This window comes from Brevundimonas sp. (assembly GCF_024711105.1).
Lineage (GTDB): Bacteria > Pseudomonadota > Alphaproteobacteria > Caulobacterales > Caulobacteraceae > Brevundimonas.
In genome coordinates this window covers 1-24,438 of the sequence record NZ_JANJTL010000032.1, presented here as the reverse complement: position 1 = coordinate 24,438, position 24,438 = coordinate 1, and the positions used below count along the sequence as shown (strand labels likewise).

The 24,438-nt window shown below is 70.1% G+C and carries 31 protein-coding genes and 1 other RNA gene; 12 read left to right on the top strand and 20 right to left on the bottom strand.

Features of this window, described 5'->3' with window-relative positions:
* Nucleotides 1-2 precede the first annotated feature (2 nt).
* The 10 genes from Q0M60_RS02120 to Q0M60_RS02075 form a co-directional block, all read right to left on the bottom strand.
* Entirely contained in the window at nt 3-857 is an 855-nt protein-coding gene (locus Q0M60_RS02120; protein WP_296815331.1) for a tol-pal system protein, read from the bottom strand.
* Between the two features lie 101 nt (nt 858-958).
* On the bottom strand, nt 959-1,519 hold the full coding sequence (pal, locus tag Q0M60_RS02115) for a peptidoglycan-associated lipoprotein Pal (protein WP_296815328.1): 561 nt from the start codon (nt 1,517-1,519) through the stop codon (nt 959-961).
* Nucleotides 1,520-1,635: 116 nt separating this feature from the next.
* Complete coding sequence (tolB, locus tag Q0M60_RS02110) at nt 1,636-2,991, bottom strand: Tol-Pal system beta propeller repeat protein TolB (protein WP_296815325.1); 1,356 nt, start codon at nt 2,989-2,991, stop codon at nt 1,636-1,638.
* Nucleotides 2,992-3,111: 120 nt separating this feature from the next.
* Nucleotides 3,112-3,891 (bottom strand): hypothetical protein, encoded by a 780-nt coding sequence (locus Q0M60_RS02105; protein ID WP_296815322.1) that lies wholly within the window; start codon nt 3,889-3,891, stop codon nt 3,112-3,114.
* 1 nt (nt 3,892) lies between these two features.
* Entirely contained in the window at nt 3,893-4,381 is a 489-nt protein-coding gene (locus Q0M60_RS02100) for an ExbD/TolR family protein (protein ID WP_296815320.1), read from the bottom strand.
* On the bottom strand, nt 4,381-5,118 hold the full coding sequence (tolQ, locus tag Q0M60_RS02095; protein WP_296815318.1) for a protein TolQ: 738 nt from the start codon (nt 5,116-5,118) through the stop codon (nt 4,381-4,383). Before tolQ ends, Q0M60_RS02100 begins: the two co-directional genes overlap by 1 nt.
* Nucleotides 5,119-5,241: 123 nt before the next feature.
* Nucleotides 5,242-5,694 carry a tol-pal system-associated acyl-CoA thioesterase gene (ybgC, locus tag Q0M60_RS02090; RefSeq protein ID WP_296815315.1) on the bottom strand — a complete coding sequence of 151 codons (453 nt, stop codon included), beginning with the start codon at nt 5,692-5,694 and terminating at the stop codon, nt 5,242-5,244.
* A gap of 3 nt (nt 5,695-5,697) precedes the next feature.
* Nucleotides 5,698-6,561, bottom strand: coding sequence for a neutral zinc metallopeptidase (locus Q0M60_RS02085; RefSeq protein WP_296815312.1), 864 nt, complete (start codon nt 6,559-6,561; stop codon nt 5,698-5,700).
* A 68-nt stretch (nt 6,562-6,629) separates the two neighbouring features.
* Nucleotides 6,630-7,016 (bottom strand): hypothetical protein, encoded by a 387-nt coding sequence (locus tag Q0M60_RS02080; protein ID WP_296815309.1) that lies wholly within the window; start codon nt 7,014-7,016, stop codon nt 6,630-6,632.
* A gap of 41 nt (nt 7,017-7,057) precedes the next feature.
* Nucleotides 7,058-7,381 (bottom strand): hypothetical protein, encoded by a 324-nt coding sequence (locus tag Q0M60_RS02075; RefSeq protein ID WP_296815307.1) that lies wholly within the window; start codon nt 7,379-7,381, stop codon nt 7,058-7,060.
* Between the two features lie 199 nt (nt 7,382-7,580).
* On the opposite strand from Q0M60_RS02075, the gene Q0M60_RS02070 reads away from it, so the two are divergent.
* Nucleotides 7,581-7,772 carry a hypothetical protein gene (locus Q0M60_RS02070; RefSeq protein WP_296815305.1) on the top strand — a complete coding sequence of 64 codons (192 nt, stop codon included), beginning with the start codon at nt 7,581-7,583 and terminating at the stop codon, nt 7,770-7,772.
* A gap of 26 nt (nt 7,773-7,798) precedes the next feature.
* Here the strand turns inward: Q0M60_RS02070 and Q0M60_RS02065 are convergent, their stop codons facing one another.
* On the bottom strand, nt 7,799-7,957 hold the full coding sequence (locus Q0M60_RS02065; RefSeq protein WP_296815303.1) for a hypothetical protein: 159 nt from the start codon (nt 7,955-7,957) through the stop codon (nt 7,799-7,801).
* A gap of 175 nt (nt 7,958-8,132) precedes the next feature.
* Between Q0M60_RS02065 and Q0M60_RS02060 the strand changes: the two genes are divergently transcribed.
* Genes Q0M60_RS02060 through greA form a run of 4 tightly spaced genes read left to right on the top strand, consistent with a single transcriptional unit; the run spans nt 8,133 to nt 10,189 of the window.
* Nucleotides 8,133-8,516, top strand: coding sequence for a hypothetical protein (locus tag Q0M60_RS02060; protein WP_296815300.1), 384 nt, complete (start codon nt 8,133-8,135; stop codon nt 8,514-8,516).
* Complete coding sequence (locus tag Q0M60_RS02055; RefSeq protein ID WP_296815298.1) at nt 8,513-8,710, top strand: helix-turn-helix transcriptional regulator; 198 nt, start codon at nt 8,513-8,515, stop codon at nt 8,708-8,710. Before Q0M60_RS02060 ends, Q0M60_RS02055 begins: the two co-directional genes overlap by 4 nt.
* A gap of 28 nt (nt 8,711-8,738) precedes the next feature.
* Nucleotides 8,739-9,674 (top strand): alpha/beta hydrolase, encoded by a 936-nt coding sequence (locus tag Q0M60_RS02050; protein WP_296815296.1) that lies wholly within the window; start codon nt 8,739-8,741, stop codon nt 9,672-9,674.
* Between the two features lie 38 nt (nt 9,675-9,712).
* Nucleotides 9,713-10,189, top strand: coding sequence for a transcription elongation factor GreA (gene greA / locus Q0M60_RS02045; protein WP_296815293.1), 477 nt, complete (start codon nt 9,713-9,715; stop codon nt 10,187-10,189).
* Here the strand turns inward: greA and Q0M60_RS02040 are convergent.
* From Q0M60_RS02040 to Q0M60_RS02025, 4 genes are read right to left on the bottom strand one after another with little or no spacing between them, the layout of a single operon-like run.
* Nucleotides 10,186-11,232: an SPFH domain-containing protein gene (locus Q0M60_RS02040; RefSeq protein WP_296815290.1), complete on the bottom strand. Its 1,047-nt coding sequence runs from the start codon at nt 11,230-11,232 to the stop codon at nt 10,186-10,188. The genes greA and Q0M60_RS02040 overlap by 4 nt on opposite strands.
* Before the next feature lie 2 nt (nt 11,233-11,234).
* Nucleotides 11,235-11,462, bottom strand: coding sequence for a hypothetical protein (locus tag Q0M60_RS02035; protein WP_296815287.1), 228 nt, complete (start codon nt 11,460-11,462; stop codon nt 11,235-11,237).
* 50 nt (nt 11,463-11,512) lie between these two features.
* Nucleotides 11,513-12,706, bottom strand: a complete 1,194-nt coding sequence (locus tag Q0M60_RS02030; protein WP_296815284.1) for an acetyl-CoA C-acyltransferase — start codon at nt 12,704-12,706, stop codon at nt 11,513-11,515.
* 48 nt (nt 12,707-12,754) lie between these two features.
* On the bottom strand, nt 12,755-13,579 hold the full coding sequence (locus tag Q0M60_RS02025; protein ID WP_296815282.1) for a thioesterase family protein: 825 nt from the start codon (nt 13,577-13,579) through the stop codon (nt 12,755-12,757).
* A gap of 177 nt (nt 13,580-13,756) precedes the next feature.
* Here Q0M60_RS02025 and Q0M60_RS02020 point away from each other — a divergent pair, with 177 nt between their 5' ends.
* Both Q0M60_RS02020 and Q0M60_RS02015 read left to right on the top strand, forming a co-directional pair.
* Nucleotides 13,757-14,248 (top strand): helix-turn-helix domain-containing protein, encoded by a 492-nt coding sequence (locus tag Q0M60_RS02020; RefSeq protein ID WP_296815279.1) that lies wholly within the window; start codon nt 13,757-13,759, stop codon nt 14,246-14,248.
* The gene (locus tag Q0M60_RS02015; RefSeq protein ID WP_296815390.1) at nt 14,131-14,997 is read left to right on the top strand and encodes a glutathione S-transferase family protein; all 867 of its coding nucleotides are present in this window, start codon (nt 14,131-14,133) and stop codon (nt 14,995-14,997) included. The genes Q0M60_RS02020 and Q0M60_RS02015 overlap by 118 nt, the downstream gene beginning before the upstream one ends.
* Here Q0M60_RS02015 and Q0M60_RS02010 read toward each other — a convergent pair.
* From Q0M60_RS02010 to mnmA, 5 genes are all read right to left on the bottom strand, one after another.
* On the bottom strand, nt 14,994-16,922 hold the full coding sequence (locus tag Q0M60_RS02010; RefSeq protein WP_296815276.1) for a S9 family peptidase: 1,929 nt from the start codon (nt 16,920-16,922) through the stop codon (nt 14,994-14,996). The genes Q0M60_RS02015 and Q0M60_RS02010 overlap by 4 nt on opposite strands.
* 72 nt (nt 16,923-16,994) lie before the next feature.
* Entirely contained in the window at nt 16,995-17,633 is a 639-nt protein-coding gene (locus Q0M60_RS02005) for a DedA family protein (protein WP_296815275.1), read from the bottom strand.
* Nucleotides 17,634-17,716: 83 nt separating this feature from the next.
* Nucleotides 17,717-18,718, bottom strand: a complete 1,002-nt coding sequence (locus Q0M60_RS02000; protein ID WP_296815272.1) for an SDR family oxidoreductase — start codon at nt 18,716-18,718, stop codon at nt 17,717-17,719.
* Between the two features lie 912 nt (nt 18,719-19,630).
* Complete coding sequence (locus Q0M60_RS01995) at nt 19,631-20,149, bottom strand: hemerythrin domain-containing protein (RefSeq protein WP_296815269.1); 519 nt, start codon at nt 20,147-20,149, stop codon at nt 19,631-19,633.
* A gap of 40 nt (nt 20,150-20,189) precedes the next feature.
* Nucleotides 20,190-21,353: a tRNA 2-thiouridine(34) synthase MnmA gene (gene mnmA / locus Q0M60_RS01990; RefSeq protein ID WP_296815388.1), complete on the bottom strand. Its 1,164-nt coding sequence runs from the start codon at nt 21,351-21,353 to the stop codon at nt 20,190-20,192.
* Between the two features lie 107 nt (nt 21,354-21,460).
* Here mnmA and ssrS point away from each other — a divergent pair.
* The 5 genes from ssrS to Q0M60_RS01965 all read left to right on the top strand — a co-directional run.
* Nucleotides 21,461-21,618, top strand: a non-coding RNA gene (ssrS, locus tag Q0M60_RS01985) — 6S RNA.
* Nucleotides 21,619-21,662: 44 nt separating this feature from the next.
* Nucleotides 21,663-22,844 (top strand): hypothetical protein, encoded by a 1,182-nt coding sequence (locus tag Q0M60_RS01980; protein WP_296815267.1) that lies wholly within the window; start codon nt 21,663-21,665, stop codon nt 22,842-22,844.
* A gap of 113 nt (nt 22,845-22,957) precedes the next feature.
* On the top strand, nt 22,958-23,482 hold the full coding sequence (locus tag Q0M60_RS01975) for a hypothetical protein (RefSeq protein WP_296815265.1): 525 nt from the start codon (nt 22,958-22,960) through the stop codon (nt 23,480-23,482).
* Nucleotides 23,483-23,574: 92 nt separating this feature from the next.
* Complete coding sequence (locus Q0M60_RS01970; RefSeq protein WP_296815263.1) at nt 23,575-24,177, top strand: 5-formyltetrahydrofolate cyclo-ligase; 603 nt, start codon at nt 23,575-23,577, stop codon at nt 24,175-24,177.
* Nucleotides 24,178-24,438 (top strand): YmdB family metallophosphoesterase (locus Q0M60_RS01965; RefSeq protein WP_296815260.1); only part of this gene is annotated, 261 nt, incomplete at its 3' end.

Below are 24,438 nucleotides of genomic sequence, written 5' to 3'. Positions count from 1 at the left end.
GGTCAGGCGCAGCGGGCGCGGGTGCGGATCTGCTGGGCCCGGTTGCGGATGGCCGCGCTGGCGCGGGCGGCGTAGCGGCGATCGAACTCGCCCAGCGCCTGGCAAGCCTGCTGCGCGCGCTCCGTCGAGACCAGGGCGTCGGCCAGCTTGACCGTGGCGTCGGCCGCCCAGGCGGCTGTCGGCCAACCGCGCAGCGAAGTGGCGTAGGCTTGGGCGGCGCCCGCTTCGTCCTCGGCGATGAACAAGGTTTCCGCCAGGCGATAGTGGGCCTCGGGCAGCAGGTCGCTGTCCGGCCAGGTCACGATGAACAGGTCGAAGGCGTCGCCGGCGGCGGCGTAGTCGCCGTCGATCATCAGCCGCATGGCGGCGTCGAAATCGCCGCCCTCGCTGCCGGAAGGCGACCGCGGCTGGGTCGGCTGAGCGGCTTCCTCGGCGGCCGCCTGCGCGGCTTCCATCTCGGCCACGCGCTGGGTCAGGGCGTCGATGCGGCCCGCGAGATCGCGGTTGGCCCGCTGGGCGGCGGTCAGGTCGCTCGAGGCGTCCTCGAGCGAGCCGTTGGCGCGGATCAACGCCGACTCCAGGTCGGACAGGCGCCGGTCCATCAGGTCGACGCGCCCCATCAGGGCCACGACCTCGGGATCGGCCTCGATGATGATCGGATCGCCCGCCGCGTTCCGCTGATAGACGGCGCGCTCCAGCTTGCGGACGTTGCGGTCCAGACGTTCCAGCTTTCGCGAGTCCCAGGCGATCGGCGGGGCCGGGATGGTCTGGGCGATCACCGCGCCGCCGATGAGGGCGACGCCGATGCCCGTGGCGAGCGCGCGGGGCAGGCGGCGGGGGGGACGGGTCTCTGTCATGGACGAAGCATAGTCCGGACTTTGGGGCGGGACAGGGGCGAAAGCCCCGGACGCGAAAAGGGGCGGAAGGCGAACCTTCCGCCCCCGATTTCAGCTCCGACCTACTGGGCCGGGGCGCCGCCGGTGATGGCGGTGTGGGCGTTACGGTTCTGCGCCCAGGCTTCCTCGTTCGAGCCCATCGCGATCGGCCGTTCCTTGCCGTAGCTGATGGTGTCGATGCGGGCGGCCGAGACGCCGTTGGCGATCAGGAAGCTGCGCACCGCCTCGGCGCGGCGGGCGCCGAGCGCGAGGTTGTACTCACGCGTGCCGCGTTCGTCGGCGTTGCCTTCGATGCGCACCTGGACCTGCGGATAGCGGGCCAGCCAGGCGGCCTGGGCGGCCAGCACGCGCTGGGCGTCCGAGCGGATCGAATAGGAATCGAAGTCGAAGTAGACGCGATCGCCGACGTTGACGACGAAATCGCGCTGGGAGCCCGGGGTGACGCTGGTGGTCGGGCCGCCGGTGACCGGCGGGGTCGTCGGGCCGGAGCCCGGGTTCGTCGGCTGGGTCGGGCCCGGGGGGGGCGGATCGACCGGCTGGGGCTGTTCACGACGGGTGCAGGCGGCGGCCGCGAGAATGGCCATGGCCGCGATAGCGGTGGTGCGGAGAGCGGTCTTGGTCATCGAAAACTCCTGATGGGCAAGGTCGTACACATACGGCCAAGCTGGAACGGTCCTAGCTGTCAGTTTCTGACGGCGCCATGGGGATAACGACAAGTTGAGCCACGGGTTTCCGGGCCTCAGCTTCCGGCCAGGCAGCGGCCGCCCGAGCCGCCGCCGGAGAAGTCGCCGGCCGGCGGATCGAGCAGGGGCGACCAGGCCGGGTCGGAGGCCGCGCCGGCGTAGGGCGCCGGGCGCAGGATCCGGCCGGTCACGTCCACGGTGTACAGGCGCGGCGACTCGCCCGCCTCGCCGCGGAAGAAGACCAGGTACCGGCCATTCGGGGCCCAGCTGGGGCCTTCCTGATAGTAGCTGGAGGACAGGATGCGTTCGCCGGTGCCGTCCGGGTTCATGACGCCGATGTGGAAGCGGCCGCCCTGCTGCTTGGTGAACGCCACCAGGTCGCCGCAGGGGCTCCAGACAGGCGTGTGATAGTTGCCCGAGCCGCCGGAGATGGCGCGCTGGCCCGAGCCGTCACTGTTCATGACATACAGGCGCGGACGCCCGCCCCGGTCGGAGTTGAACACGATGCGCGACCCGTCCGGCGAGAAGGACGGCGAGGTGTCGATGCCCGGGTCCGACGTCAGGCGCGACAGCTGCCGGCTCTGCAGGTTCATCACATAGATGTCGGAGTTGCCGCCCCGCTCCAGCGAGAAGGCGATGCGGCGTCCGTCCGGTGAGAAGCGCGGGGCGAAGACCAGCCCGTCGAACTCGCCGATGCTCTCCTGCCGACCGGTCTCGAGGTCGAGCAGGTAGATGCGGGTGTAGTCCTCACCGAGCGCCATGTAGGTCACGCGCTGGTGCGTCGCCGAGAAGCGCGGCGTCATAAGGATGGCGTCGGTGGCCGCCAGATAGACGGGGTTGAAGCCGTCCTGGTCCATGACCGCCAGGCGGGTCTGGCGCCCCGGTCCGCGGCCGTCCTCGGCGATGAAGACGATGCGGGTGTCGAAATAGCCGAGCTCGCCGGTCAGGCGCTGATAGACGGCGTCCGAGATTTTGTGCGCCACGCGCCGCCAGTTCTCGGGGGTCGAGGTGAACTGGAATTCGAGCAGCGGCGTCTGCTGGACCACGTCCCACAGGCGGAAGGCGGCGCGCAGACGGCCGTCCGGGCCGATGCTGACGCGTCCGACCAGCAGGGTCTGGGCGTTGATGGCCGTCCAGGACGCGAACTGCGGCTGGACGTCGACGCTGGGCGACCGCTCGATGAAGGCGGCCGGATCGATCGGATCGAAGAAGCCGGACCGCTCCAGATTGGCCGAGATCACCTCGGAGATTTCATTGCCGTACTGGCCCTGGAAGGGGGCGATGGCGATCGGCATGGCGCGGATGACGCCCTCGTCGATCACGACCTCGGGTGTCTGCGCCCGTGCCGCGGTTGCGGGGGCGATCAGGGTCAGGCCCACGAGGGCGGCGGCGACCAGGGCGATCAGGCGCATGGGAGCTCCAGCGGCGAGATGGAGGTGAAGGCGCATCCAAGAAGCGGCCTTCGCCTTTCGGACAGGTGAATGCGGGAATGCGGCGACGATGCGGCAGGCGGCTGACGAAGGCTGACGGGATCAGCGCCCACGGCAGGCCTGTTCGGTCAGGAAGACGAAGGTCATCTCACTGGTCCGATAGCCGACCGGCACGTCGTAGGGCTCGGCGGCGCGGGCGGCGCGAAGCGCGCTCTCCGAGGCGGCGCGGTAGACCGAGCCGGACTGCTGCTGGACGAGCACCGGTCCTTCGCTGATCCGGCCATTGGCGCCGATGGTCAGGCGCATGCGGATCGTCATGTCATCGCCGCCGGCCATGTTGCAGAAGGTCAGGTTCCAGTGCGGAACGACCTGCCGGCCGAAGGCCGCCACCTGCGGACCGGTCAGGACCGCGGCCTGCCCCGAGCCGGACTCCGTTGGCGGACGGCCGGGAGGCCGGGGCGGCCGGCGGGGGCCGCCCCCACCGGCGATGGCGTCGAGATCGAGCGAGGACTCCTCGCGCGTCTGGGTCGGCTGTTGCGGTTGCTGAGGCGGACGCTGCGGCGTGCGGTCCGGCTGGGCCGTCGTGGTCGGCGGCCGCTTGGTGGGCGGCGTGGGCTGGGGCGGCGCCGGAGTCGGCGTCGGCGCGGGCGGTTCCGGCGTGTCCGCCTCGCTCGGCAGGGGCTCGGGCGAGATTTCCTCAAGCGGATCGTCGGCGGTCTCGGGCGACGGGGCGGCGTCCTGGAAGACGTCCGACACCACGGTCACCGGCACGGCCCCCAGCTGGATATCGACCGGCTGCCGGGGCCAGGCGATCAGGGCGAGCGCCAGCAGGCCCAGGTGAAACAGGGCCGAAAGCACGATGGCCGGCGTCAGGCGCGGCACGTCAGGGCGCCTCCGTGTCCTGGGTCCCGGCGGCCGGGGCCGCCGGCGCGGGACCGGCGCTGTCGGTCACCAGGTTCAGCCGCGTGAAGCCGACCGAGGACAACCGCGCCATCACCTGGGCCACGGCCTCGTAGGGCGCTTGGCCGTCTGCACGGACGAAGATCGGGTGCTCGAAGTTGTTGCTGGCCATGGCCGAGATGCGCGGGCCGAGCTGGTCGAGCGAGGCGGCGTCCTCCTGCACGAAGATGGAGCCATCGCGCTGGATCGAGACGCTGATCGGCTCCTCGGCCTGGTCGACCGAGCCGGCGTCCGTTTTGGGCAACTCCAGGGGCACGGCGACCGTCAGCAGAGGCGCGGCGACCATGAAGATGATCAGCAGCACCAGCATGACGTCGACCAGCGGCGTGACGTTGATCTCGGACAGGGGCCGCTTGCGCGCCCGTCTGCGGCCCCGCTGGTGACCGCCTGATCCTCCGGCGGACAGGGCCATCAGATCCCTCCGGGGCGATCGTAGCCGTGGGCGGCCGGCGCGGCGCGATCGGCCAGGCGCTTGGCGATGGCGGCCTGCAGGTCGTCGGCGAAGCGCTCCAGCCGGCCGGTGAACTTGCCCGCGTCGATGGAGAACTTGTTGTAGGCGATATAGGCCGGAATGGCCGCGGCCAGACCGATGCCGGTCGCGAACAGGGCCTCGGCGATGGCCGGGGCCACCGTGGTCAGGTTGGTGTTGCCCTGGGCGGCGATGTCGCCGAAGGCGTGCATGATGCCGTAGACGGTTCCGAACAGGCCGATGAAGGGCGACGAGGTGGCCACCACCGAAAGCACGCCCAGCCCCTCCTCGGCTCGGGCGCTCTCGCGGGCGATGATGGAGTCCAGCGTCCGGTCCACACGGGCGATGAGCAGGCCGGCCTGACCCTCGGTCAGCGGTCCGCCCGAGCGGGCGTCGCGCCAGTCGCGCATGGCCGCCACCAGCATGCGGGGCAGGGGCTGGTTCGGGTTGGGGCCGGCCTGGTTGGCCAGATCCTCCAGCGATCGGCCGCTGGCCAGGGCTTCCTCGAAGGCGTTGGCCTGGCGATTCATGGCCCCGAACCGCACGGCCCGGTCGAAGATCACCGCCCAGGACCACAGGGAGGCGAACGCCAGTCCCAGGATCACGCCCTTGATGACCCAGTCGGCATGCATGAACAGGTTGACGACATTCAGGGCGTCAGCGGCGCTCTCGGGCGGCATTCAGGTCTCCAGGTGCGGTCGGCGCATTCAGGCCCCGCTTGCAAGATCGGGGCCTGCGAGACAAGCCGCGGGAAGTGACGGATTGATGGCATGACGCAAACGTCATCGCCGAAGCGCTGAGGGCTAATCTGCGGCCTTGTCGCGGAGCCACGGTCCCAGCGCTTCGGCCATGGCCCGGGGCGGGCGGCGCGGGCGGCCGTTCAGGTCGATGCAGGCGGCCTCGACGTCGGCTTCACACAGCGTTTGGTCGCCGCGCGTGATGGACTGACGGATGATCAGGCGGGGCCCCTTGATCGCCTCATACGCGGTGCGGACCACCAGGGCGTCGTCGATGCGCGCAGCCTTCAGGAAGCGGATGTCCATGCGCGTGACCACGAAGGCCATCGGGTCGTCCCGCTCGAGCAGTTCCGCATGGCCCGAGGACACCAGCCGCAGGAAGTCCGATCGACCCCGCTCGAAATAGCGCAGGTAGTTGGCGTGATAGACCAGGCCGGTGAAATCCGTGTCCTCATAGTAGACGCGCACGGGTAGCAGGTGGGTGCGGCCGTCGAAGGCTCCGGCGGTCGGTTCGGTCAAGCCTCAGACGCCCTTGGACGGCTGGCCCGCGCCGCCCCCGCCCATGGCGGCGAAGGTGTCGCAACTGTTCGGGTCACCGGACTGATAGCCGCGGCGCAGCCATTCGACCCGCTGGGCCGAGGTGCCGTGGGTGAAGGTTTCCGGGCTGGCGCGGCCGCCGGACAGGGTGTCGTCCCCGATCTGGGAGGCGGCGTTCAGGCCTTCCTCGATGTCGCCCGCCTCCAGCGCCACCTGGCCGCCCGAGACGCGTGCCGCATTGGCCGCCCAGACGCCCGCGTAGCAGTCGGCCTGGAGCTCCAGCGCGACGGACCACTGGTTCGCCTCGCCCTCGCTGCGGGCCTGGGCCTGCATCTGGCGGACACGGTCCGACGCGCCGGTCAGGGTCTGGACGTGGTGGCCGACCTCGTGGGCGATGACATAGGCCTGGGCGAAGTCGCCGCCGGCGCCCAGCTGATCCTGCATGGTCCGCCAGAAGCTGAGGTCGAGATACACCTGCCGGTCGAGCGGGCAGTAGAACGGCCCCATCTGGGCCTGGCCGAAGCCGCAGGCCGTGCCGGTGCCGCCCTCGTAGAGCACGACGCGCGGCGGCTCGTAGCCCGAGATCAGGCTGGACCAGACATCGGTCGTGTTCGTGGCGATGACATCGACGAAGCCGCCGGCCTCGTCGCCGGGCGAGCCGATCTCGCCCTGACCCTGGCCCGTGCCCAGCGCGCCGGCCAGCTGGGTCGTGATCTGCGGATCGATGCCGAAGATGAAATAGCCGAGGAGCGCCAGCACCCCGACTCCCAGGCCGCCGCCGATGACGCCTCCGCCCATGCCGCGGCGGTCATCGATCCCGCCGCCACGCCGTCCGCCCTGCCACCGCATCTGAGCCTCGCAAGCTTCCTGTCCAGCTTAGCCGAACGCGCGAGGGCGGCAATCCGATGCGTACGGTTTCAGGGCTCGCGCCGGGAGCGGTCGAACCAGGCGTCCATGGCCTGAAGCCGTTGGTCGGCGGAGACGGCGCGCCCGCGCGCTTCGCTAGCCGACCAGGCCTCCTGCACGGCCAGTCCGGTCAGGGGCTCGAGAGGCGCCGTCGGCCCGTCCGGCGGGGCGACGAGGGGCCCACGTGAGGCCTGCAGCCCATAGAGGACGGCGTCCGTGCGGCGCTGATCGGCCCGGGCTTCGGCCGCGCGCTGGTCCATGCCGGCGCGCCAGCGGTCGCGTTCCAGCCGGTCACGCTGGGCCGCCGCGGCGAAGTCGGGCTGCTGCGCGGGCCAGGATTGGGCCTCTGCCGCGCCCGCGGCCGCCAGCACGGCGATCGAGAGGAGGACGATCTTCATCCCATCAAGATGGGCCGAGCGCGGCCCGGCGCCAAGCGTGGCTATGCCTTGGGCGCCAGCGGCCACAGGAAGGACGGGCCGTGCCGCATGCTGTGGCCGATCACGACCTGGACCTTGTCCTCGCCGGCATAGAGCTGAAGGCCACGGAACGGCGGGTCGCAGCGTACGGCCTGGACCTGCACCTGGCGTCCCGCGTCGCGCAGGAAGTCGGCGACCTCCGCCCCGAAGGCCTCGGCTTCCGGGTCCTCGGCGGCGGTCAGGACGGTGACGGGCAACTTCGCATCGAGCGACATCAGCTCCATGCGATAGGCGGTGGCGTCGGGATCCGAGAGGGAGCGGCCACGGGCCGGAGACTGTGAGGTCATGCACGTCTTGTGACGCGCCGGAACGCGACGCGCAATGTGCGGTTCCGCGCTCCCGATTCTGTGATCGGCAAGGATTCGCTTCTCCGGCGAGGTCGAGCTAAGTTGACCGCATTGCTGGGACATTATCCGGGGCGCCCAGCGACTGAGAGACAGCCTGACGGCTCATGCTCCCCGCCTGTGTGGCTTGAAGGAGCTCGCCATGACTTACATCTGCTACGTCCGAACACGAAGTTCTGACGTCGACCATATGGAGGTCCTCCCGCAGGAGGATCTGAGCAAGGCGCGCGCCTTCGCTCACGCGATGCTGGCCGACCGGCCCCTGGCTGTCAGCGCGGAGATTTACGCAGGTGACGACCTTATCGAGCGCATCGAGCGCGACGCGGCGGCCTAGGCGCGCGCGTCAGGCGGGCCCGACAGCTAGGCTTCGGGCGGGAGTTGAGGATCATTGGCCGCCGGATTCAGGGCGGCGCGGCGCCAGTCCTCCGCCATCTTCAGCCACATCTCCCGCTGACCAGGGTCGGCCTTCGCCCGCGCCTCGCAGTCGCGGGCGCGCTCTTCGCAGGTTTCGACGAACATCCGCCCCGAGAACACACGCGCAGGGCAGAATTGTCGGAGATCGTACATAAGTCCGTTTTAATACAGAACGTTGGGCGGAAACCGAGCGCTGCACGTTCCGCGTCCCCAAATGTCATGTTGACCTTACACTTCGCGCATGTCATGTTGACCTGACATTTCGTCAGGAGGAGCTGACATGACGTCCGCCGCCAAGGCCTACAGCCTTCGAACCTTCATCTTCATGCTCGGCTATGTCGTGGCGCTGATGCTCGCTCTCGGCGGGGCGTTGGACGCCATCGGCGGCGTCAGCGGTTGGCTGCTGGCCGCAGCCGTTTCCGCGCCGGTCGCAGGCCAGATCTGGGCGACGCTCGCCTTCATCCGCGACAGCGACGAGTTCGTGGCGGGCGTCACCGCCAAGCGCTTCATCATCGCGGCGGGCCTGACCCTGGCGCTCGCGGTCTTCTGGGGCTTCGGCGAGCGGCTGGCCGGAGCGCCCCATCTGGAAGGCTGGTGGGCTTATGTCGTCTTCTGGGCGCTGATGGGCCCGATGCCGCTGTTCGTGCGGAGCTCGGCGCGATGAAGAACCGGCTCCGCGTCCTGCGGGCCGAGCGCGGCTGGACGCAGGAAGACCTGGGCCGGGCGGTCGGGGTTTCGCGCCAGGCCATCATCGCGCTCGAAAGCGACAAGCACGATCCCTCGCTTGACCTCGCCTTCCGCCTCGCCTCCACCTTCGGCCTGAAGGTCGAGGACCTGTTCGAGAACCCGCACGGCTGAGGCCGCGCACCCAATCGGAGACACGACCATGATCCACATCGCCCGACGCCTGTCGGGGCCGCAGCTGCGCGCCCTGTTCATCGCCGCCCTGGTGGGCCTCATCGCCGGGGTGGGCCTGCTGATCGCCACCGAGGCCCGGGCCCAGCCCGCGGCGACCGCCTTCGCCTCGGACCGGCTGTCCGTCGAGGTCATCGGCGCCGGCCCCGACGTCATCCTCATCCCCGGCTTCGCCTCCTCGCGTGAGGTCTGGCGGCCGCTGGCCGAGCGGCTGTCGGCCACGCACCGAGTGCACCTGGTCCAGCTGGCGGGGTTCGCGGGTGAGCCGTGGCGCCACGGCGACGGCCCCTTCCTGCAGCCGGCGCTGGACGAGCTGGCCCGGTATGCGGCGACGCTGGATCGGCCCGCCGTGATCGGCCACTCCATGGGCGGCCTTTCGGGCCTGATGCTGGCCCAGCAGCGTCCGGAGCTCATCTCGCGGGTGATGAGCGTCGACAGCCTGCCGTTCTTTTCGGTGCTCTACGGGCCGCAGGTGACGGTCGAGACGGCCCGGCTCTACGCCGAACAGACCGCGCGCGGCATGCTGGCCCTGGACGAGGCCGCCTTCCGCGCCGGGCAGCAGCAGGTCGCCATTGGCATGGCCCGCGATGAAGCCACGCGTGCCGCCATGGTCGAATGGTCCGTCACCTCGGACCGCCGCGCCCTGGCGTCGGCCATTCGCGACGTGATGCTCACGGACGCCAAGCCGCGGCTCTCGACCATGACCACGCCGGTCTGGGCCGTCTACGCCTCGGACGCCGACGGCGGCGCGCCCGCCGCCATGGCCGACGCCATGTGGTCGCGCGAATACGCCGGGCTGCCGGGCGTCCGGCTGGAGCGGGTGGACGGCAGCCGCCACTTCATCATGGCCGACCAGCCGGAGCGGCTGAACGAGCTGGTCGACGCCTTCCTGGCCGAGGGGCGCTGACTGGCGGAACGAAGGCGGCGCCCGTACGCTGACGCCCCATGAGCGTCGCCTTCACTCGCGAAGAGGATCTCGAGGCCACGGCGGCGGATCTGCCTGACCGGCCGGTCTCGCCGCATCCGAACCTCGTCACCCGCGAGGGCCTTGACGCCATCGAGCGCGAGCTGGCCGAGGCCAAGGCGGCCTATACGGCGGCCCAGGCGGCGGGGAGCATCGAGAAGGACCGCACCGCCATGGCGCGGGCCACGCGAGATCTGCGCTACTGGTCGGCCAGACGTGCCTCGGCCCAGCTGACCGAGGTCGAGCCGGACGGCCGCGTCCGCTTCGGCGGCTCGGTCACGATCGAACGCGAGGACGGCCGGGTCCAGACTTGGCGCATCGTCGGCGAGGACGAGGCCGATCCGGCGCAGGGCTCGGTCAGCCACGTCTCGCCCCTGGCGCGGGCGCTGCTGGGCAAGCGGGCGGGGGATGCGGCCGTGGTCAACGGCCAGGAGGTCGAGGTGACAGACGTCACCTAGCGGTCGCCGGCGGCTCCGTCCCGCGACGCGATCAGCGCAGAGATATTCACATCCGAACCGACGACGCAGGTGTCGGCGCTGAGCGGGCAGATGCCCAGGGTTCGCTCGATTTCGCGCAGGCGGACGACCTCCGGATTGGACCGGATCGATTCCGCCAGGAGCCTGTTGGCCTCGGCCTGTCCCCGGGCCTGCGCGATGCGAGCCTCTGCATTGGCCCGCTCGAGATTGACCCGTTCCAGCGCGGCCCGCGTGTTCTGTTCGGCGGTGGTTCTTGCCTGGATCGCCTGAACCACACTCTCGGGATAGCGGATCGACCCCACCCACTCCATCCGGATGATCTCGAGCCCTTGCGGCCCCCACTCCCGTTGCAGCGCCCGCATGGCGGCGCCGAGCGCCACCTGCCGACCGGGACCGATGAGCTGGCCGGGGCAGTCAGGATCGTCTCCGGTCGGCGCAGTCGCGGGGGACTCGCCCTGAGCCGGGGCGATGGGCTGGATCGTCGGAGAGGCGGACGCTTGCGCGTTGCAGGCCACCGGCAGCTTCTCCGTTTCACGCGCGATGGCGGCGCGGACGGAGGTGCGCAGGGGGCCGTCGATGAAGGCGTCGAATTCCTGCCGCCAGGTCGCGAACAGATCGGCGGCGCGGTCCTCTCGGACCCGGAAGGTGAGCGCCACGTCAGCCGACATGGGCAGGCCGAGGATGTCCGAGAAGGTGATCTCCTCGTTCTCGCTGCCGTATTCGTTAGGTTCGCGTGTGTAGCTGTAGGTGCGCTGCAGGGTCGGATAGGTGCGGATCTTCTCGCCGATGCCTTCCCAGTGGAAGCCCGGCCCCAACTCCTCGCGCTGCACCCCGGGGTTGGCCCCGAACCGGGTCGTCTTGATGCCCATGTAGCCGCTCTCGACCGTGACGCTGCACGAGGTCACGGTGACGGCCGAGATAACCAGCAGGGCGACGAGGCCAATAACCAGCCCCAGCGTGCGGCCGATCGACGGCGCCGGTCCGATGGGAAGCCGGGTGTTCCAGCCGTTGCCCGTGCTCGTCATGTCTATCCCTGGCGGCCAAGGGCGCGGCGCGCCCAGCGGTAGATGAGGAGGGCGGCCCAGGCGAGGCCCAGGACGCCGGCGACGCCGATCACGACGGCCACGAACATCGCGCCGGTGAAGCGCGCCTCAAGCACCATCGGCACGGCGTATCGGATGAGCAGGACCAGCCCGACGAACCAGGCCGCGACGAGGCCGGTTAGCGCGATGGCGATGCGGAATTCGCGGTCCATGTCCCCTCCGCCTTGATTTAAGGCGGCAAAGGGGACCGGCGCAATGATGATCAGGCCGCCAGCTCCACCGCCATGGCCACGGCTTCGCCGCCCCCGATGCAGAGCGAGGCGACGCCCTTGGACTTGCCCTGCTGCTGCAGCGCCGAGAGCAGGGTGGCCATGACCCGGGCGCCCGAGGCGCCGATGGGGTGACCGAGCGCGCAGGCGCCGCCGTTCACGTTCAGCTTCTCGTGCGGGATGCCCATCTCCTGCATGGCGACCATGGGGACGACGGCGAAGGCTTCGTTGACCTCCCACAGGTCGACGTCCTCGACCGACCATCCGGCCTTCTGAAGGGCCTTCTGCATGGCCGGGACCGGCGCGGTGGTGAACTCGGCCGGGTCGTGGGCGTGGGCGGCGTGGCTGACGACGCGGGCGACGATGTTCAGGCCCATGGCTTTGGCGGTGCTCTCGCGGGTCATGACCAGGGCGGCGGCGCCGTCCGAGATGGACGAGGCGTTGGCGGCGGTGATGGTGCCGTCCTTGGCGAAGGCGGGCTTGAGCGTCGGGATCTTCTCGGGCCGCGCCTTGCCCGGCTGTTCGTCTGTGGAGATGGTCTCGGTCCCGGCTCGGGTGGTCACGGCCACCGGCACGATCTCGGCTTCGAAGGCGCCCGAGGTAATGGCGGCGTTGGCGCGCTTCAGGCTTTCGATGGCGTAGGCGTCCTGGGCCTCGCGGGTGAACTGATACTTGCGGGCGGTGTCCTCGGCGAAGGCGCCCATCAGCTTGCCGGGCGTATAGGCGTCCTCGAGGCCGTCCAGATACATGGAGTCCGAGATGACGTCGTGGCCGATGCGGGCGCCGCCACGGTGCTTGGCCATGACGTAGGGGGCGCCGGTCATGGATTCCATGCCGCCGGCGACGATCACCTCGGCGGTGCCGGCCAGCAGGGCGTCGTGCGCCATGACGGCGGCCTGCAGGCCCGAACCGCACATCTTGTTCACGGTGGTCGCTTCGACATGCTGCGGCAGGCCCGCGCCCATGCCGGCCTGACGCGCCGGGGCCTGGCCGAGGCCGGCGGGCAGCACGCAGCCCATGAAGATCTGCTCGACCTTCTCCGGATCGACCTTGGCGCGTTCGATCGCGGCCTTGACGGCGGTGGCGCCCAGTTCGGTCGCCTTCACGTTGGACAGCGCGCCCTGGAAGCCGCCCATGGGCGTGCGGGCGAAGGAGCAGATGACGACGGGATCGGAAGGCTGGGTCATGGTCTAATGTCCTTGGGGAGGAACGAAGTCAGGCGATGTTGCGGTGCGTCATAGCAGCTTGCGGCGCTGGCGACCAAGAGCGAGCGGCGTGCCGTCCGCGCCCCAGCAGATGACGTCGTCGACGGTCCAGCCCGCGCCGATCTCGTGCATGCGGTACTCGAAGAAGGCCCATCCGTCGGGCGCCGTCTCGGGCGTCGGATCGGTCAGGATGTCGTAGCGCAGATCGACCGAGGTCATCATCGGCGGCCGCCGGAAGGCGGTCCAGGCGGGCGGATAGAGCGCGTCCAGCAGGTAGCAAAGCCGCGCCTCGTCGAGGGGCTTGCCGTCCTTCGTACGCATCCACAGGCGCTCGACGGCGTCCTTGCCTTCGTTGCCGCCGAGGATGTTGGGGCCGGTTTCGAAGCGGTAGTCGACGTACTGGGTGAACCAGGGCGCCATGGGGCCGCGAATCTGCTTGGACGGATCGAGGCCGTCGAAGGCGGGCGGGACGGCGGTCAGGGGACGCAGCTGCACCGTCTCGGAGTCCCCACCATAGGTCGCCATGGCGTGGAGCGTGTGGCGCTCGCCCTGGCCGGCCTCGACCGCGGCGTAGGCCACCGTCCGACCGCCCCGGACCAGACGCGGACGGAACCCGACGGAGCGTTCGAAGCGGGCGGCGGCGAGGTACTGGACGGTCAGGGTGCGCAAGGGGGCGGTCAGGCCGAGGCCCTGCCGCATCGCGCCCGCAGCCAGGGCGGCGAGCAGACCTCCGAAGGGAAAGCCCTTCTCCGGCGGCTGGCTCTGCGGTCCGTTCGAGAAGTCGCCGGTCAGCTCCGCCGTCAGCAGCGCGCCGTCTGGCGTCAGGCGAAGGGCGTCGTCCAGGCTCTGGGGCATCGGGTAACCTTCGAAAGAGAGGGCGGAAAGGTCCGCCCCTTCCGCCCCAGTTCGCAGGTTGGCGCAAGACGTCCGACCGGGGTAGGCCGAAGATCGTTGCGAAAAGAAACCTAGTCGGCTGCGTTCCGAATCGCAACCCACTTGTCAAAACGCTGACGCGAGGTCACTTTCATCCGCATGGGACGCACCGCCGACTATTCACGCCAGAGCTGTTCGATCGCCGCCACGCTCGAAGTGATCGGCGACCCCTGGACCCTGCTCGTCATCCGTGACGCCTTCCAGGGCGTCAGCCGCTTCGAACAGTGGCAGGAGCGGCTCGGCGTCGCCCGCAACGTTCTGGCCGCCCGGCTCAAGACCCTGGTCGCCCACGGCGTGCTGGAGCCGCGCCTCTATTCAGAGCGGCCGCCCCGGAACGAATACGTCCTGACCCAGAAGGGCAAGGACCTGTCCGACGTCCTGCTGACCCTGCACGGCTGGGGCTCCAAGCACCTCTACGGCGACATGGACGCGGGCGTGGTGTTCACCCACAAGACCTGCGGCTCCGAACTGCAATCGCGCATGGCCTGCGCCTGCTGCGGCGAGATCGTCCAGCGCCGCGACATCGAGGCGACCTTCACCGCCGACCGGCCGACTGTGGCCGAGGTGCTGGCCAAGGACGAAGCCGCCTGAGCCCGCCGCTTCTGATCGGCACGCCGATCTCGCCCTTCGTGCGCAAGATCCTGGCGCCGTGCGCGCTGAAGGGCGTCGAGGTCCGCATCGACCCGATCGTGGCCTTCGTCAGCAATGACGCGTTCAGCGACCTCAACCCGCTCCGGCGCATCCCGGTCTGGATGGATGACGAGGTGACGCTGGCGGATTCCAGCGTGATCCTGCAGTACCTCGAAGAGCGCTGGCCCGAACCCTCGATCTGGCCGGTGGACCTGGCGCAGAGGGCGCGGGCCCGCTGGCTCGAAGAGTACGCCGACACCCGCCTAGCCGACGTGCTCCTGGGCCACGTCTTCTTCGAGCGCATCGTCCGTCCCCACGTGCTGGGCGAGGAAGGCGATCTGGAGCGGGCGAAGCGCGGGTCCGAAACCCTGGCGCCCGAGGTCTTCGGCTATCTGGAACGGCAGCTGGGGGACGGCCCGTTCCTGTGCGGAAACCAGGCCTGCGGCGCCGACTACGCCATGGCCCCGGCCTTCCTCAACGCCCGCGCCGCCCGCTGCAAGCCCAAGCGCGACACCTGGCCGAAGCTGGTCGCCTGGCTTGAGCGGATGGAGGCGGAGACGCTGCTTGGCCGGCTGAACGAGATGGCCTGGGCCATGCTCGCCGCCCCGCCAGCCGAACTGGCCGACAGGATGCGCGCGTTCGGCTACGAGGCCTCGGACCGGTCCTGGGGCGGCGGTCGCCCCAGGCGCGGCCCGATGAGCTGGGGTTAGTTCCCCCGCACGTGCTCGTTGAGGAAGGCCAGATAGGCCTCCTGCGCCGTGATCCGGTTCTGGCGCCCACGGAAGCCGTGACCCTCGTCGGGGAAGATCACATATTCGACCGGCGTGCCGTTGGCCCGCACTGCGGCGACGAGCTCGTCGCTCTCCACCTGTAGCACGCGCGGATCGTTGGCGCCCTGCACGACCAGCAGCGGCCGCACGATGTTGTCCGCGTGGAACAGGGGCGAGATGCGGCGGTGCCGTTCGGCGTCGGTGGCCGGATCGCCCATCTCGTCGAACAGGGCGTCACGCTGGGCGCCCCACCAGGCCGGGATCGATTCCAAGGTCCGAACCCAGTTGGTGACGCCGAAGATGTTGATCCCGGCCTCGAAGGCCTCCGGGTGGAAGGCCAAAGCCGCGGCGGTGATGTAGCCGCCGTAGGAGCCGCCCATGACCGCAACCTGATCGTCGGCCACCCAGTCCTGATCGCGCAGCCACTGCCCGCCAGCGACGATGTCGCGCAGGTCCGCCTCGCCGTGGGCCCGGTCGTCCATGTGGAAGAAGGTCTTGCCGTAGCCCGACGAGCCCCGGTTGTTGGCCGCCAGCACCGCATAGCCGTGGTTCACCAGGTGCTGGATCATGGCCGAATAGCCGCGCCGGCTTTGGCCGCCCGGCCCGCCGTGGACCAGAACAATGGCCGGGACCGGAGTCTCCGCGGAGGCGCCGCGCGGCCGGTACAGCACGCCCGGGATCATCACGCCGCCTTCGCCCTCGTAGCGGACGATGGTGGCTTCCACGAGGTCGCTTTCGTTGATCTCGGGGTTCAGGGCCTGGGTCAGGCGCTGGGCCTGGCCGGTCGCGAGGTCGGCGACAAAGACATCAGCCGGCGAGGTGTCCGAGACGACCGCGAAGGCGATGCGGCTCTCGTCGTCGTTGAAGCGGATGCTGGAAAGGTCGCCGTCCGGCACGCCGTCCAGCGTCACCGCACGGCCGGTCGTGGTGTCGGTGATGGTCAGGTCGGTCGAGGCGTCGGCGTTCAGCGCCGAGACCTGATACCGGCCCGACGGGCTGTAGGTGACGAACATCACGTCCCAGTCGGCCTGGACCAAGGGTGTGACAGCGCCGGTCGAAAGGTCCCGCCGCCAGGCCTGGTTCCACTCGCCGTTCTCGTCGGTGCCGTAGATGAGGGCCGCGCTATCCGGCGTGAACTCATAGGAGCCATAGGCGACGTCGCCCTCGTGCTCGGTGATCAGCTCCGGCTCGCCAGAGCCCAGCAGGTCGACCAGATAGATGTCGCTGTCGGCCGAGGTGTTGGCCTTGTCGATGACGATCCAGCGCCCGTCAGGCGACACCGCCGAGGGGAAGAACTCGCCGGAGTTCTCGAACAGGATCCGGCTCTCGAGGGTCGAAGCGTCAAAGGCGACGATGTCGAAGGCCTGCGGATTGCGGGCGTTGGAGGTCAGGTAGAAGGTCGAGCCGTCGCCCGACCAGCCGAGGAAGCCCGCCTTCAGATTGTTGCCGGGCGTCAGGTCGGTGACCGAGCCGTCCTCGTTGCGGACATAGACGTGATTGAGTTCGTCCCCACCGCGGTCGGCGGTGAACAGCACCCGGCCGTCGTTCGGGAAGTAGGACACCGCGAAGGTGGCGTTGTCGGTCGAGCTGGTCAGCGGAACCGGCTCGCCGCCGGCCACCGGCAGGGCGTAGGCGTTGAAGACGCCCGAGCGATCCGACGAGATCAGGACGTGCGAGCCGTCCGGCGAGAAGGCGTGGCCGCCGGCCGCCGCCAGGCCGTAGCTGGTCGTCTGGAAGAACTGGGCCGCCGAGTAGGTGCGATGTTGCTCGGCGGAGGCCGACGTCGCCTCCTGGGCCAGGGCGGGCGCGGCCGGCAGGCCGGCGAGAAGGGCGAAGGCGGAAACCAGGCAGGCAGTGCGGCGCATCGTGTTCCTCGTGCGGGGGTGACGTACCCTAGAGGCCGCACCTCACCACGACGGACGCAACCTGTCGTGAATTTAATGCCGCGCTTCCGCGAGCCTGGCCTTCCGCGACTTCAGGAAGGCGCGCAGGCCGACATAGGTCAGGACGAAGACGGCCACGCCGCCGGCGATCCACTCCAGGGCGTGCTCGTTCTCGCCCAGCAGGGTCACCCCGATGCCCGCGAGATAGCCCGGCGCCAGCATGACGGGAACCCAGATGAGCGCCGAGCCCAGGTTGGCCAGCTGGAATCTCAGGTGCGGCATGGTGGTGATGCCCGCGATCAGGGGCACGAAGGCGCGCACCGGTCCCATGAACCGGCACAGGTAGATCGAAAGCACGCCGTACTTGCGGAAGAACAGGCGCGAGCGCGAGGCGATGCGGCGCTGGCCCTTCAGGATCGGATGGCGCCAGGCCTTGGGCCCCAGCTTGCGGCCCAGCCAGTAGGACACGGCGTCGCCCAGGAAGGCGCCCGCCACGCACCAGGCGATGACCTCGAAGAGGTTCACCACCCCGGCCGCCGCCAGGCCGCCCGCGACGAGCATCAGCGCCGTGGCCGGGAAGAAGGCCCCGATCAGCACCATGGACTCGCCGAAGGTGATCAGCCCCAGCACCGGCCCCGCCCAGAAGGCGTTGCGCGAGATGAAGTCGCCGAGATCGTTAAGCCAGGAGTCCACGTCCGTCCTCGATGAAGCCGCTCTTCACCAGAGGCGATGCGCACCCGCCCCGGATGCAGCCGCTTCGTGGAAATTATGTGGCGTCAGCTATTTGGCCCGCCGACGACCGGCAGGATCTCGCCCGATATGTAGGACGACATCTGCGGAGAAGCGAGGAAGACGAAGGCAGGCGCAATCTCTTCGGGCTGGGCCGGGCGCTTCATCGCGACGCTGGAGCCGAACTCCGAGACGCCCTCGGCGTCGCGGTCGGCGGGATTGAGCGGCGTCCAGACAGGGCCGGGCGCGACCACGTTCACCCGGATGCCCTTCTCGATCAGGGCGCCCGCCAGCGACATGGAAAAGGCGTGGATGCCGCCTTTCGTCAGTGAATAGTCGAGGAGCATCTTCTGGCCCTCGATGCCCGTGACCGATCCCGTGTTGATGATCGAGGACCCCGGCTTCATGTGCGGGATCGCCTCGCGGCACAGCCGGACCATGCCGTAGAGGTTGGTCTTCAGCGTCCGGTCCAGGTGCTCGTCGGTGATGTCCTCGAGCCTGTAGGCGTGCTCCTGGAAGGCGGCGTTGTTGACCAGCACGTCGAGCCGGCCGAAGGCGTCCAGCGTCGCCTTGACCGCCTTGGACGCATAGTCCGGCTCGGCGACGTCGCCGGAGATGAGGATGCAGCTCCGGCCCTCGGCCTCGACCGCCCGCTTGGTCTCCTCGGCGTCCTTCTTCTCGGTCAGATAGGCCACGGCCACGTCGCAGCCCTCGCGCGCGAACAGCACCGCCACCGCCCGGCCGATGCCGGAATCCGCGCCCGTGATCAGGGCGGCGAACCCCTCCAGCTTGCCGGAGCCCCTCCAGTAGGGCGCGTCGTACATGGGCGCGGGATCGAGCGCCGCCTCGTCGCCCGGCTTGGACGGGTGCTGTTTAGGGAAAGGAGGCTCGGGATACCTGCGGGCGCCCGCCTGCATGGCGCCACCATCCTTCTCATCGCCGGCGCTGGCCGTGTCCTTGGCGTCGATGCCCTTCTGGATGTCGCGCTCCTCGCGCGCCGCCGCGCGGGCGTCGGAGGTGGGCGAGGCGGTGTCGGCGGCGCGGTCCATGGCGTGCTCCTGCGGGTTCGCCGTCTCAACACGATCGCGCGACCGCCTGTTCCGGACGCTGGCCGCGGCGACCCAAATCCCTCATGTTGGCTAGCCAACATTCGGAACCGGCATGAACCCCGTCCCGGACAAGGATCAGCCTGTCACCGGCGGCGAGCGGGCCCGCGCCCTCGTCGCCGTCGAGGTTCTGCTGCGGCTGGTCCGGCACGCGCGGGATTGCTTTCCCGATGACGACCTGGAGACGGTGATCGTCTATCTGACGGTCGTGTGCGCCAGCGTGGGCGCGCACGTGCGGGATCCCGAACTCCTGGCGTCTCTCGGTGAGAACGACCTGCCCGAGCAGTTCATTCGGCCCACGAGCGGTCGCGCGATCGCTGAATCGACCGGCCTGCCGCGCGAGTCCGTGCGTCGACGGATCGACGCGCTGGTGGCCCGGGGGTGGCTGGTGCGGGACGGACGCGGAGTTCGCTCGGTGGAGGGCACCATGCACGTCGGCAAGAACCGCGCGTTCTCCCATGCCCTGATCCAGGAGCTGAGCGCCGCGCCCGGCAAGCTGGCGCGGTTCGACGGCCTCTGGGCGGCCATCGCCCTGTCCTTGAGGTCTTCCATCCAGGCTTCGACCACGGCGCGGGCGGATCCGGCCTCGGCGCGGGCTTCGTCGCCCATGAGTTCGGCCTGGGCGGTCATCTGCTCAGCTTCGGCAGCCAGCGCCTGCAACAGGTCGCCCAGCGCGGTGGGGGACTTGCGCGCCTGTGCGCTCGCCATCGCCCGCACCACGGCTTCGAGCGCGGTCAAGTCGGCGGCGACGGCTTCCAGGGTCATCGGCGGCATCGAGATGGTCCGGCTGTTTCGGGGAGGGCGCCCTATAAAGCCTTGCGCCGCCGAGACCAGACCGAAGCGACCCGGATCGGGTCAGTCGATCGCCGCCGCGCGCAGCGCCATGAGCGGGATGACCACCTCTTCCTCGTCGTCGAGATGGCGCGTCAGCGGTGCGCCGGCGCGGTCCAGAGCCTCGGCTAGCCGCGCGGCCGCCTCGGACTGATCCGGCGCATTTGCGCTGACCGCCTGATGCAGCGCCATTCCGGATCGATAGAGCGCCTCCAGGTGCGCGTGGATGGTGTCGTGGTCGCGGTCGAGCAGGTCCAGGCCCTCGCCGATGCGCGGTTCGAGCGTCCGGAATTGCGGGAAGTAATGGCCGCTCTCGATGCGGTGGTGGCCGTCAAGGTGCTGCAGGAAGGCCTGCAGCTCCGGGATCAGCCGCCCATGCAGGCCGCGCACGTCCGTCTCGCCGGCCCGCCAGCCGGCGACCAGCCCGGCCATCCGCGCCTGGGCGCCCCGGAAACCCGCGTGCATCTGGAGCCAGAAGGCCGCCGTCTGGGGCAGGCCGGCGCCCCAGTGCTCGCGCGGGAACTCCGCCAGGAGACAGCGCATGGCGTCGGGCAGCCCGGTGCGGCTCTCCAGCGACCGGGGATCAGACGACAGCGGTCGTCGCCTTGATGAAGCCGCCGCCCAGCAGGCGGTCGGGGTCGGCAGGATCGTAGAGGGCGCAGGCCTGGCCGGGGGCGACGCCCTCCTCGCCCGAGTCGAACACGACCGAGACCACGCCATCCTGCATCGCCAGCCGCGCGGCCGACGGATCCCGCGTCGAACGGACGCGCGCCAGCACCGGGCGACCGGCGTCCGCCGCCGCCTCTATGGTCGGCTCGTCGCCGAGCCAGTTGGTTTCGTCCAGGGTCAGCGATCCGGTCAGCAGCGCCTCGCGCGGGCCGACCACAACGCGGCGCGCCTCGGGCTCCAGCCGCACGACGAACAGGGGCTCTCCGACCGCGACGTTCAGGCCGCGGCGCTGGCCGATGGTGTAGTCGGTGATGCCGCCGTGGGTCCCCAGAACCCGGCCGTCCAGGTGCACGATCTCGCCCGCTTCGCGGCCCTGCGGACGCAGCCGGTCGATCAGGGTCCGATAGTCGCCCGACGGCACGAAGCAGATGTCCTGGCTATCCGGCTTGGCGGCGATGCGCAATCCAAGCTCGGCGGCCACACCGCGCACCTGCGGCTTTGCCAGATCGGCCAGCGGGAAGCGCAGGAAGTCCAGCTGCTCGGCCGTGGTGGCGAACAGGAAATAGGACTGGTCGCGAGAGTGATCGATCGCCTTCCTCATCTGCGGCCGTCCGTCCGTGACCGCCCGGCGCACATAGTGTCCCGTCGCCATGGCCTCGGCGCCCAGGTCGCGGGCGACGTCCAGCAGGTCGCGGAACTTCACGGTCTGATTGCAGCGGATGCAGGGCACCGGCGTCTCGCCGCGCAGATAGCTGTCGGCGAACTGGTCGATCACCGCGTCGCGAAAGCGGCTTTCGTAGTCGAGCACATAGTGGGGGATGCCGATGGTCTCGGCCGCCAGCCGGGCGTCGTGGATATCCTGGCCGGCGCAGCAGGCGCCCTTCTTCTTCAGCGCCTGGCCGTGGTCATAGAGCTGCAGCGTGACCCCGACGACGTCATAGCCCGCCTTCTTCAGCAGGGCCGCCACCACGGTGGAATCCACCCCCCCGGACATGGCCGCCACGACGCGTGCGCCGACCGGCAGGCCGACGGCCGCGCGCGCGGCCGCGACCGCGCCGTCCAGGTCCCCGTCGGACATGGGCGCGATGGCCGGGATCGGGCAGATGGTTTCCGCCAGCGTCATGGCCGCGCATGTAGTCCATTGAGGTGGAATTTTCGAGGCGCCGCGCCTATCTTCAATCCCGGCGGCTGCTGCGGTTCTCGCGAAGGCGATCTATCCCAGCGACCTTAATCGTCTCGAAGGGAGCTGTCCCTGTCAGGGCTCGAGGGCCCAGGCACACGGCGCCCACCTGGTTATCCAGGTCGAGGGGATAAACAGTCCTGACCGGTCCTCGCGGCGCCGCCACCTTCCCCACACGTCATCCGGATTCGGCCTCGTCTGCAGGTTGTGCTACGGTCCAGCTTCGCAGCACGGAGCTCGACCCTGGCCCCGCGCAAGCCTCTTGGCGCGCCCTCCGCGGCGGAGATCACGCTCGAGCTGATCGAGGCCGCCTACGCCGCGGCCGGTGACCCGGAGCTGTGGCCGGTCTTCGGCGAAATGTGCGAGCGGCGTCTGTCGTCGGCCGTGGCCGTCTACGCCCATCCGACCGACGAGCCGTGGCGCAACCGGACGCTGCTGCACCGCGGGCTCGATCCCAAATACGCGGCTCTCTATCGCGAGGAGCTGCACCCCCGGAATGTCCTGATCCTCAACGCGGCGCGTCACACCGCGCCGGTGCTGCTCGCCGAGGACGTCGTCGCGCGCGACGCCCTCGAGGCCAGCGAGTTCTTCAACGAATACATGCGGCCGCAGAGCCTTCACCACGCCGTCAACCTAAACCTGGTCACCGGCGGCCGGCACCGGGTCAGCCTTGCGCTGATGCGTGGCCAGCGCTTCGGCTCCTACGACGGCATCGAGAACCAGGTGCTCAACCGGCTGGTCCCACACCTGCGCCAGGCCTTCGACATGGCCGAGCGGCTTGACCTGCTGCACGCCCAGTCGCGCTCCAGCTTGGCGGTGTTCGAACGCCTCGCCGCGGCCGTGCTGACCGTCGACGACCGGTGTAAGCTCGTGTTCTCGAACCGGGCGGCCCAGCGCCTGCTCGCGCGCGGCGGGACCCTGACCGATCAGGGCGGCAGGCTCCTGGCGGTCCGCGCGGAGGCTGACGCCCGACTGAAGGCCGCGATCGAGCGCGCCACCCGGCCACGACCGGTCGCCAGTTCGCTGGCCATACCGCGCGGCGGCGGGCGAACGCCCCTGTCGGTCTCGGTCGTGCCGTCGGATCCCCGCCGCTCGATCTTCGCGGCGATCCGGCCGCTCGCCATCATCCTGGTGCACGATCCGGCCGAGCAGCAGGCCATCTCCGAAGAAGGGCTGCGCGCCCGCTTCGACGCCACCCCCGCCGAGGCGCGGCTGGCGGTGGCGCTCTGCGCCGGCGAGAACCTGGCGGCCTACGCCGAGTCCGCCGGCGTCTCCGTGACCACCGCCAAAACGCACCTGAACGGCCTGTTCGCCAAGCTGGGGACCAACCGGCAGGCTGATCTGGTCCGCACGATCGTCACCGATCCGGCGCTGCGCGCGCTTTCCTGAACATTGTTTTCTCCTCCTCCGAACGGAGGAGGCGGCCGGTCCTTGCGGGCCTCATACCCCTCTCACGAACGCGGCTGCCTGACGCACCCGTGTCGCAACAGAGGAAGACAGACATGAACAAGTTCATCACCACCGCGGCCGTGGCCGCTCTCGCCCTCGGCTTCGCCGCCGAGGCCGCCCAGGCCCAGAGCCGCGGCCGCGACCGTGATCGCGGCCGCGACGGGGTCAGCGTCGGCGAAGTCGTCGCCCTGATCGATCTGGGCGCCCGGCTGCTCGGCTCGCGTGACCGCGACGATCACGAGGAACAGGCCGCCTCCACCGACTATCTGCTCGAGATCGACGGCGTGCGCGGCGAGTCTTCGGACGACTACCAGGGCGGCGTCTTTGTCGCCGCCGGCGATGTGAACGGCGACGGCCGCGCTGACGGCCGTCAGGCCGGTCCGCGCGACATCGAGCGGCCTGATCACGGCGAAACGGCCGGCCTGCTGCTCCCGGCCGTCCAGCGCGTGCGTGAGGCCGCGGCGTCCCAGTCGCAGGCCGAGCCGGGCGCGCCGTCGCAGGTCCAGGGCCAGTCCGGCCAGGGCGCGGCCGTCGCCGTGCCGAGCCTACTGCGCAACAGCCGGCGCTCTGGCCACTAGGCCGCGGGTCCCCTCCCAGGGGTGAGAGGCGCCGTCCGGCCCCGGGCGGCGCCTTCGCTTTTCCGGGCGTCAGGGCCTATGCAGTCCGGACCATGTCGAAGGCCGACCTCCGCTCCGCCGCCCGGGCGCGCCGCAAGGCGCTGGCCGTCGCCGATCCCGGGGCCGCCGGGCGGGCCGCCTGCCACGCCGAGACAATGCTCGACGCCCTGTTCGGAACGATGGGCGGCTGGCCGGAGGAAGTCCGCCGCGGCCGCCGCCTGACCGTCGCCCTCTATCGTCCCATGGGTTCGGAGATTGACCCCGCTCCGCTTGCCCGCGCGCTGATTGGCCTGTCCTGCGATCTGTGCCTGCCGGTCGTCGAACGGCTGGACGCCCCGCTCGTCTTTCGCGCCTGGACGACCGGTCAGGCGCTGCGGCCCGACCTGGTGGGCTCGGCGGCGCCCCTGCCGGATGCGCCGCAGGTCAATCCCGACCTTATCATCGCGCCGCTTCTCGCCTTCGACGCCTTCGGCCACCGGCTGGGGCAAGGCGGCGGCTACTACGACCGCACCTTCGCCGCTCGTCCGGACGCTGTCCGCGTCGGCCTGGCCTGGGCGGCCCAGCAGGTCGAGCGCCTGCCCGCCGAAGGGCACGACATGCCGCTGCATGGCGTTCTGACAGAGAGCGGCTATATGCCCGCCGGAAAGGCGGACTGAATGCGACTGGGTTTCTTTGGCGATGTGGTGGGCAAGTCGGGCCGCGACGGGCTCTCGGATCACCTGCCCGACCTGCGCCAGCGGCTGCGCCTCGACTTCGTGGTGGTCAACGCCGAGAACGCCGCCGGCGGCTTCGGCATCACCGAGAACACCGCGCGCGAGCTGTTCGCCGCGGGGGCCGACTGCCTGACGCTGGGCAACCACAGCTGGGACCAGCGCGAGGCCCTGACCTACATCGTGCGCGAGCCGCGCCTGCTGCGC

What these genes read in the sequence shown, in the direction of transcription:
- Q0M60_RS02120 (WP_296815331.1), bottom strand. Translation starts at nt 857, where the DNA reads ATGACAGAGACCCGTCCCCCCCGCCGCCTGCCCCGCGCGCTCGCCACG.
- pal (WP_296815328.1), bottom strand. Translation starts at nt 1,519, where the DNA reads ATGACCAAGACCGCTCTCCGCACCACCGCTATCGCGGCCATGGCCATT.
- tolB (WP_296815325.1), bottom strand. Translation starts at nt 2,991, where the DNA reads ATGCGCCTGATCGCCCTGGTCGCCGCCGCCCTCGTGGGCCTGACCCTG.
- Q0M60_RS02100 (WP_296815320.1), bottom strand. Translation starts at nt 4,381, where the DNA reads ATGGCCCTGTCCGCCGGAGGATCAGGCGGTCACCAGCGGGGCCGCAGA.
- tolQ (WP_296815318.1), bottom strand. Translation starts at nt 5,118, where the DNA reads ATGCCGCCCGAGAGCGCCGCTGACGCCCTGAATGTCGTCAACCTGTTC.
- Q0M60_RS02085 (WP_296815312.1), bottom strand. Translation starts at nt 6,561, where the DNA reads ATGCGGTGGCAGGGCGGACGGCGTGGCGGCGGGATCGATGACCGCCGC.
- Q0M60_RS02080 (WP_296815309.1), bottom strand. Translation starts at nt 7,016, where the DNA reads ATGAAGATCGTCCTCCTCTCGATCGCCGTGCTGGCGGCCGCGGGCGCG.
- Q0M60_RS02075 (WP_296815307.1), bottom strand. Translation starts at nt 7,381, where the DNA reads ATGACCTCACAGTCTCCGGCCCGTGGCCGCTCCCTCTCGGATCCCGAC.
- Q0M60_RS02070 (WP_296815305.1), top strand. Translation starts at nt 7,581, where the DNA reads ATGACTTACATCTGCTACGTCCGAACACGAAGTTCTGACGTCGACCAT.
- Q0M60_RS02065 (WP_296815303.1), bottom strand. Translation starts at nt 7,957, where the DNA reads ATGTTCGTCGAAACCTGCGAAGAGCGCGCCCGCGACTGCGAGGCGCGG.
- Q0M60_RS02060 (WP_296815300.1), top strand. Translation starts at nt 8,133, where the DNA reads ATGACGTCCGCCGCCAAGGCCTACAGCCTTCGAACCTTCATCTTCATG.
- Q0M60_RS02055 (WP_296815298.1), top strand. Translation starts at nt 8,513, where the DNA reads ATGAAGAACCGGCTCCGCGTCCTGCGGGCCGAGCGCGGCTGGACGCAG.
- Q0M60_RS02050 (WP_296815296.1), top strand. Translation starts at nt 8,739, where the DNA reads ATGATCCACATCGCCCGACGCCTGTCGGGGCCGCAGCTGCGCGCCCTG.
- greA (WP_296815293.1), top strand. Translation starts at nt 9,713, where the DNA reads ATGAGCGTCGCCTTCACTCGCGAAGAGGATCTCGAGGCCACGGCGGCG.
- Q0M60_RS02040 (WP_296815290.1), bottom strand. Translation starts at nt 11,232, where the DNA reads ATGACGAGCACGGGCAACGGCTGGAACACCCGGCTTCCCATCGGACCG.
- Q0M60_RS02035 (WP_296815287.1), bottom strand. Translation starts at nt 11,462, where the DNA reads ATGGACCGCGAATTCCGCATCGCCATCGCGCTAACCGGCCTCGTCGCG.
- Q0M60_RS02030 (WP_296815284.1), bottom strand. Translation starts at nt 12,706, where the DNA reads ATGACCCAGCCTTCCGATCCCGTCGTCATCTGCTCCTTCGCCCGCACG.
- Q0M60_RS02025 (WP_296815282.1), bottom strand. Translation starts at nt 13,579, where the DNA reads ATGCCCCAGAGCCTGGACGACGCCCTTCGCCTGACGCCAGACGGCGCG.
- Q0M60_RS02020 (WP_296815279.1), top strand. Translation starts at nt 13,757, where the DNA reads ATGGGACGCACCGCCGACTATTCACGCCAGAGCTGTTCGATCGCCGCC.
- Q0M60_RS02010 (WP_296815276.1), bottom strand. Translation starts at nt 16,922, where the DNA reads ATGCGCCGCACTGCCTGCCTGGTTTCCGCCTTCGCCCTTCTCGCCGGC.
- Q0M60_RS02000 (WP_296815272.1), bottom strand. Translation starts at nt 18,718, where the DNA reads ATGGACCGCGCCGCCGACACCGCCTCGCCCACCTCCGACGCCCGCGCG.
- Q0M60_RS01995 (WP_296815269.1), bottom strand. Translation starts at nt 20,149, where the DNA reads ATGCGCTGTCTCCTGGCGGAGTTCCCGCGCGAGCACTGGGGCGCCGGC.
- mnmA (WP_296815388.1), bottom strand. Translation starts at nt 21,353, where the DNA reads ATGTCCGACGGGGACCTGGACGGCGCGGTCGCGGCCGCGCGCGCGGCC.
- Q0M60_RS01975 (WP_296815265.1), top strand. Translation starts at nt 22,958, where the DNA reads ATGAACAAGTTCATCACCACCGCGGCCGTGGCCGCTCTCGCCCTCGGC.
- Q0M60_RS01970 (WP_296815263.1), top strand. Translation starts at nt 23,575, where the DNA reads ATGTCGAAGGCCGACCTCCGCTCCGCCGCCCGGGCGCGCCGCAAGGCG.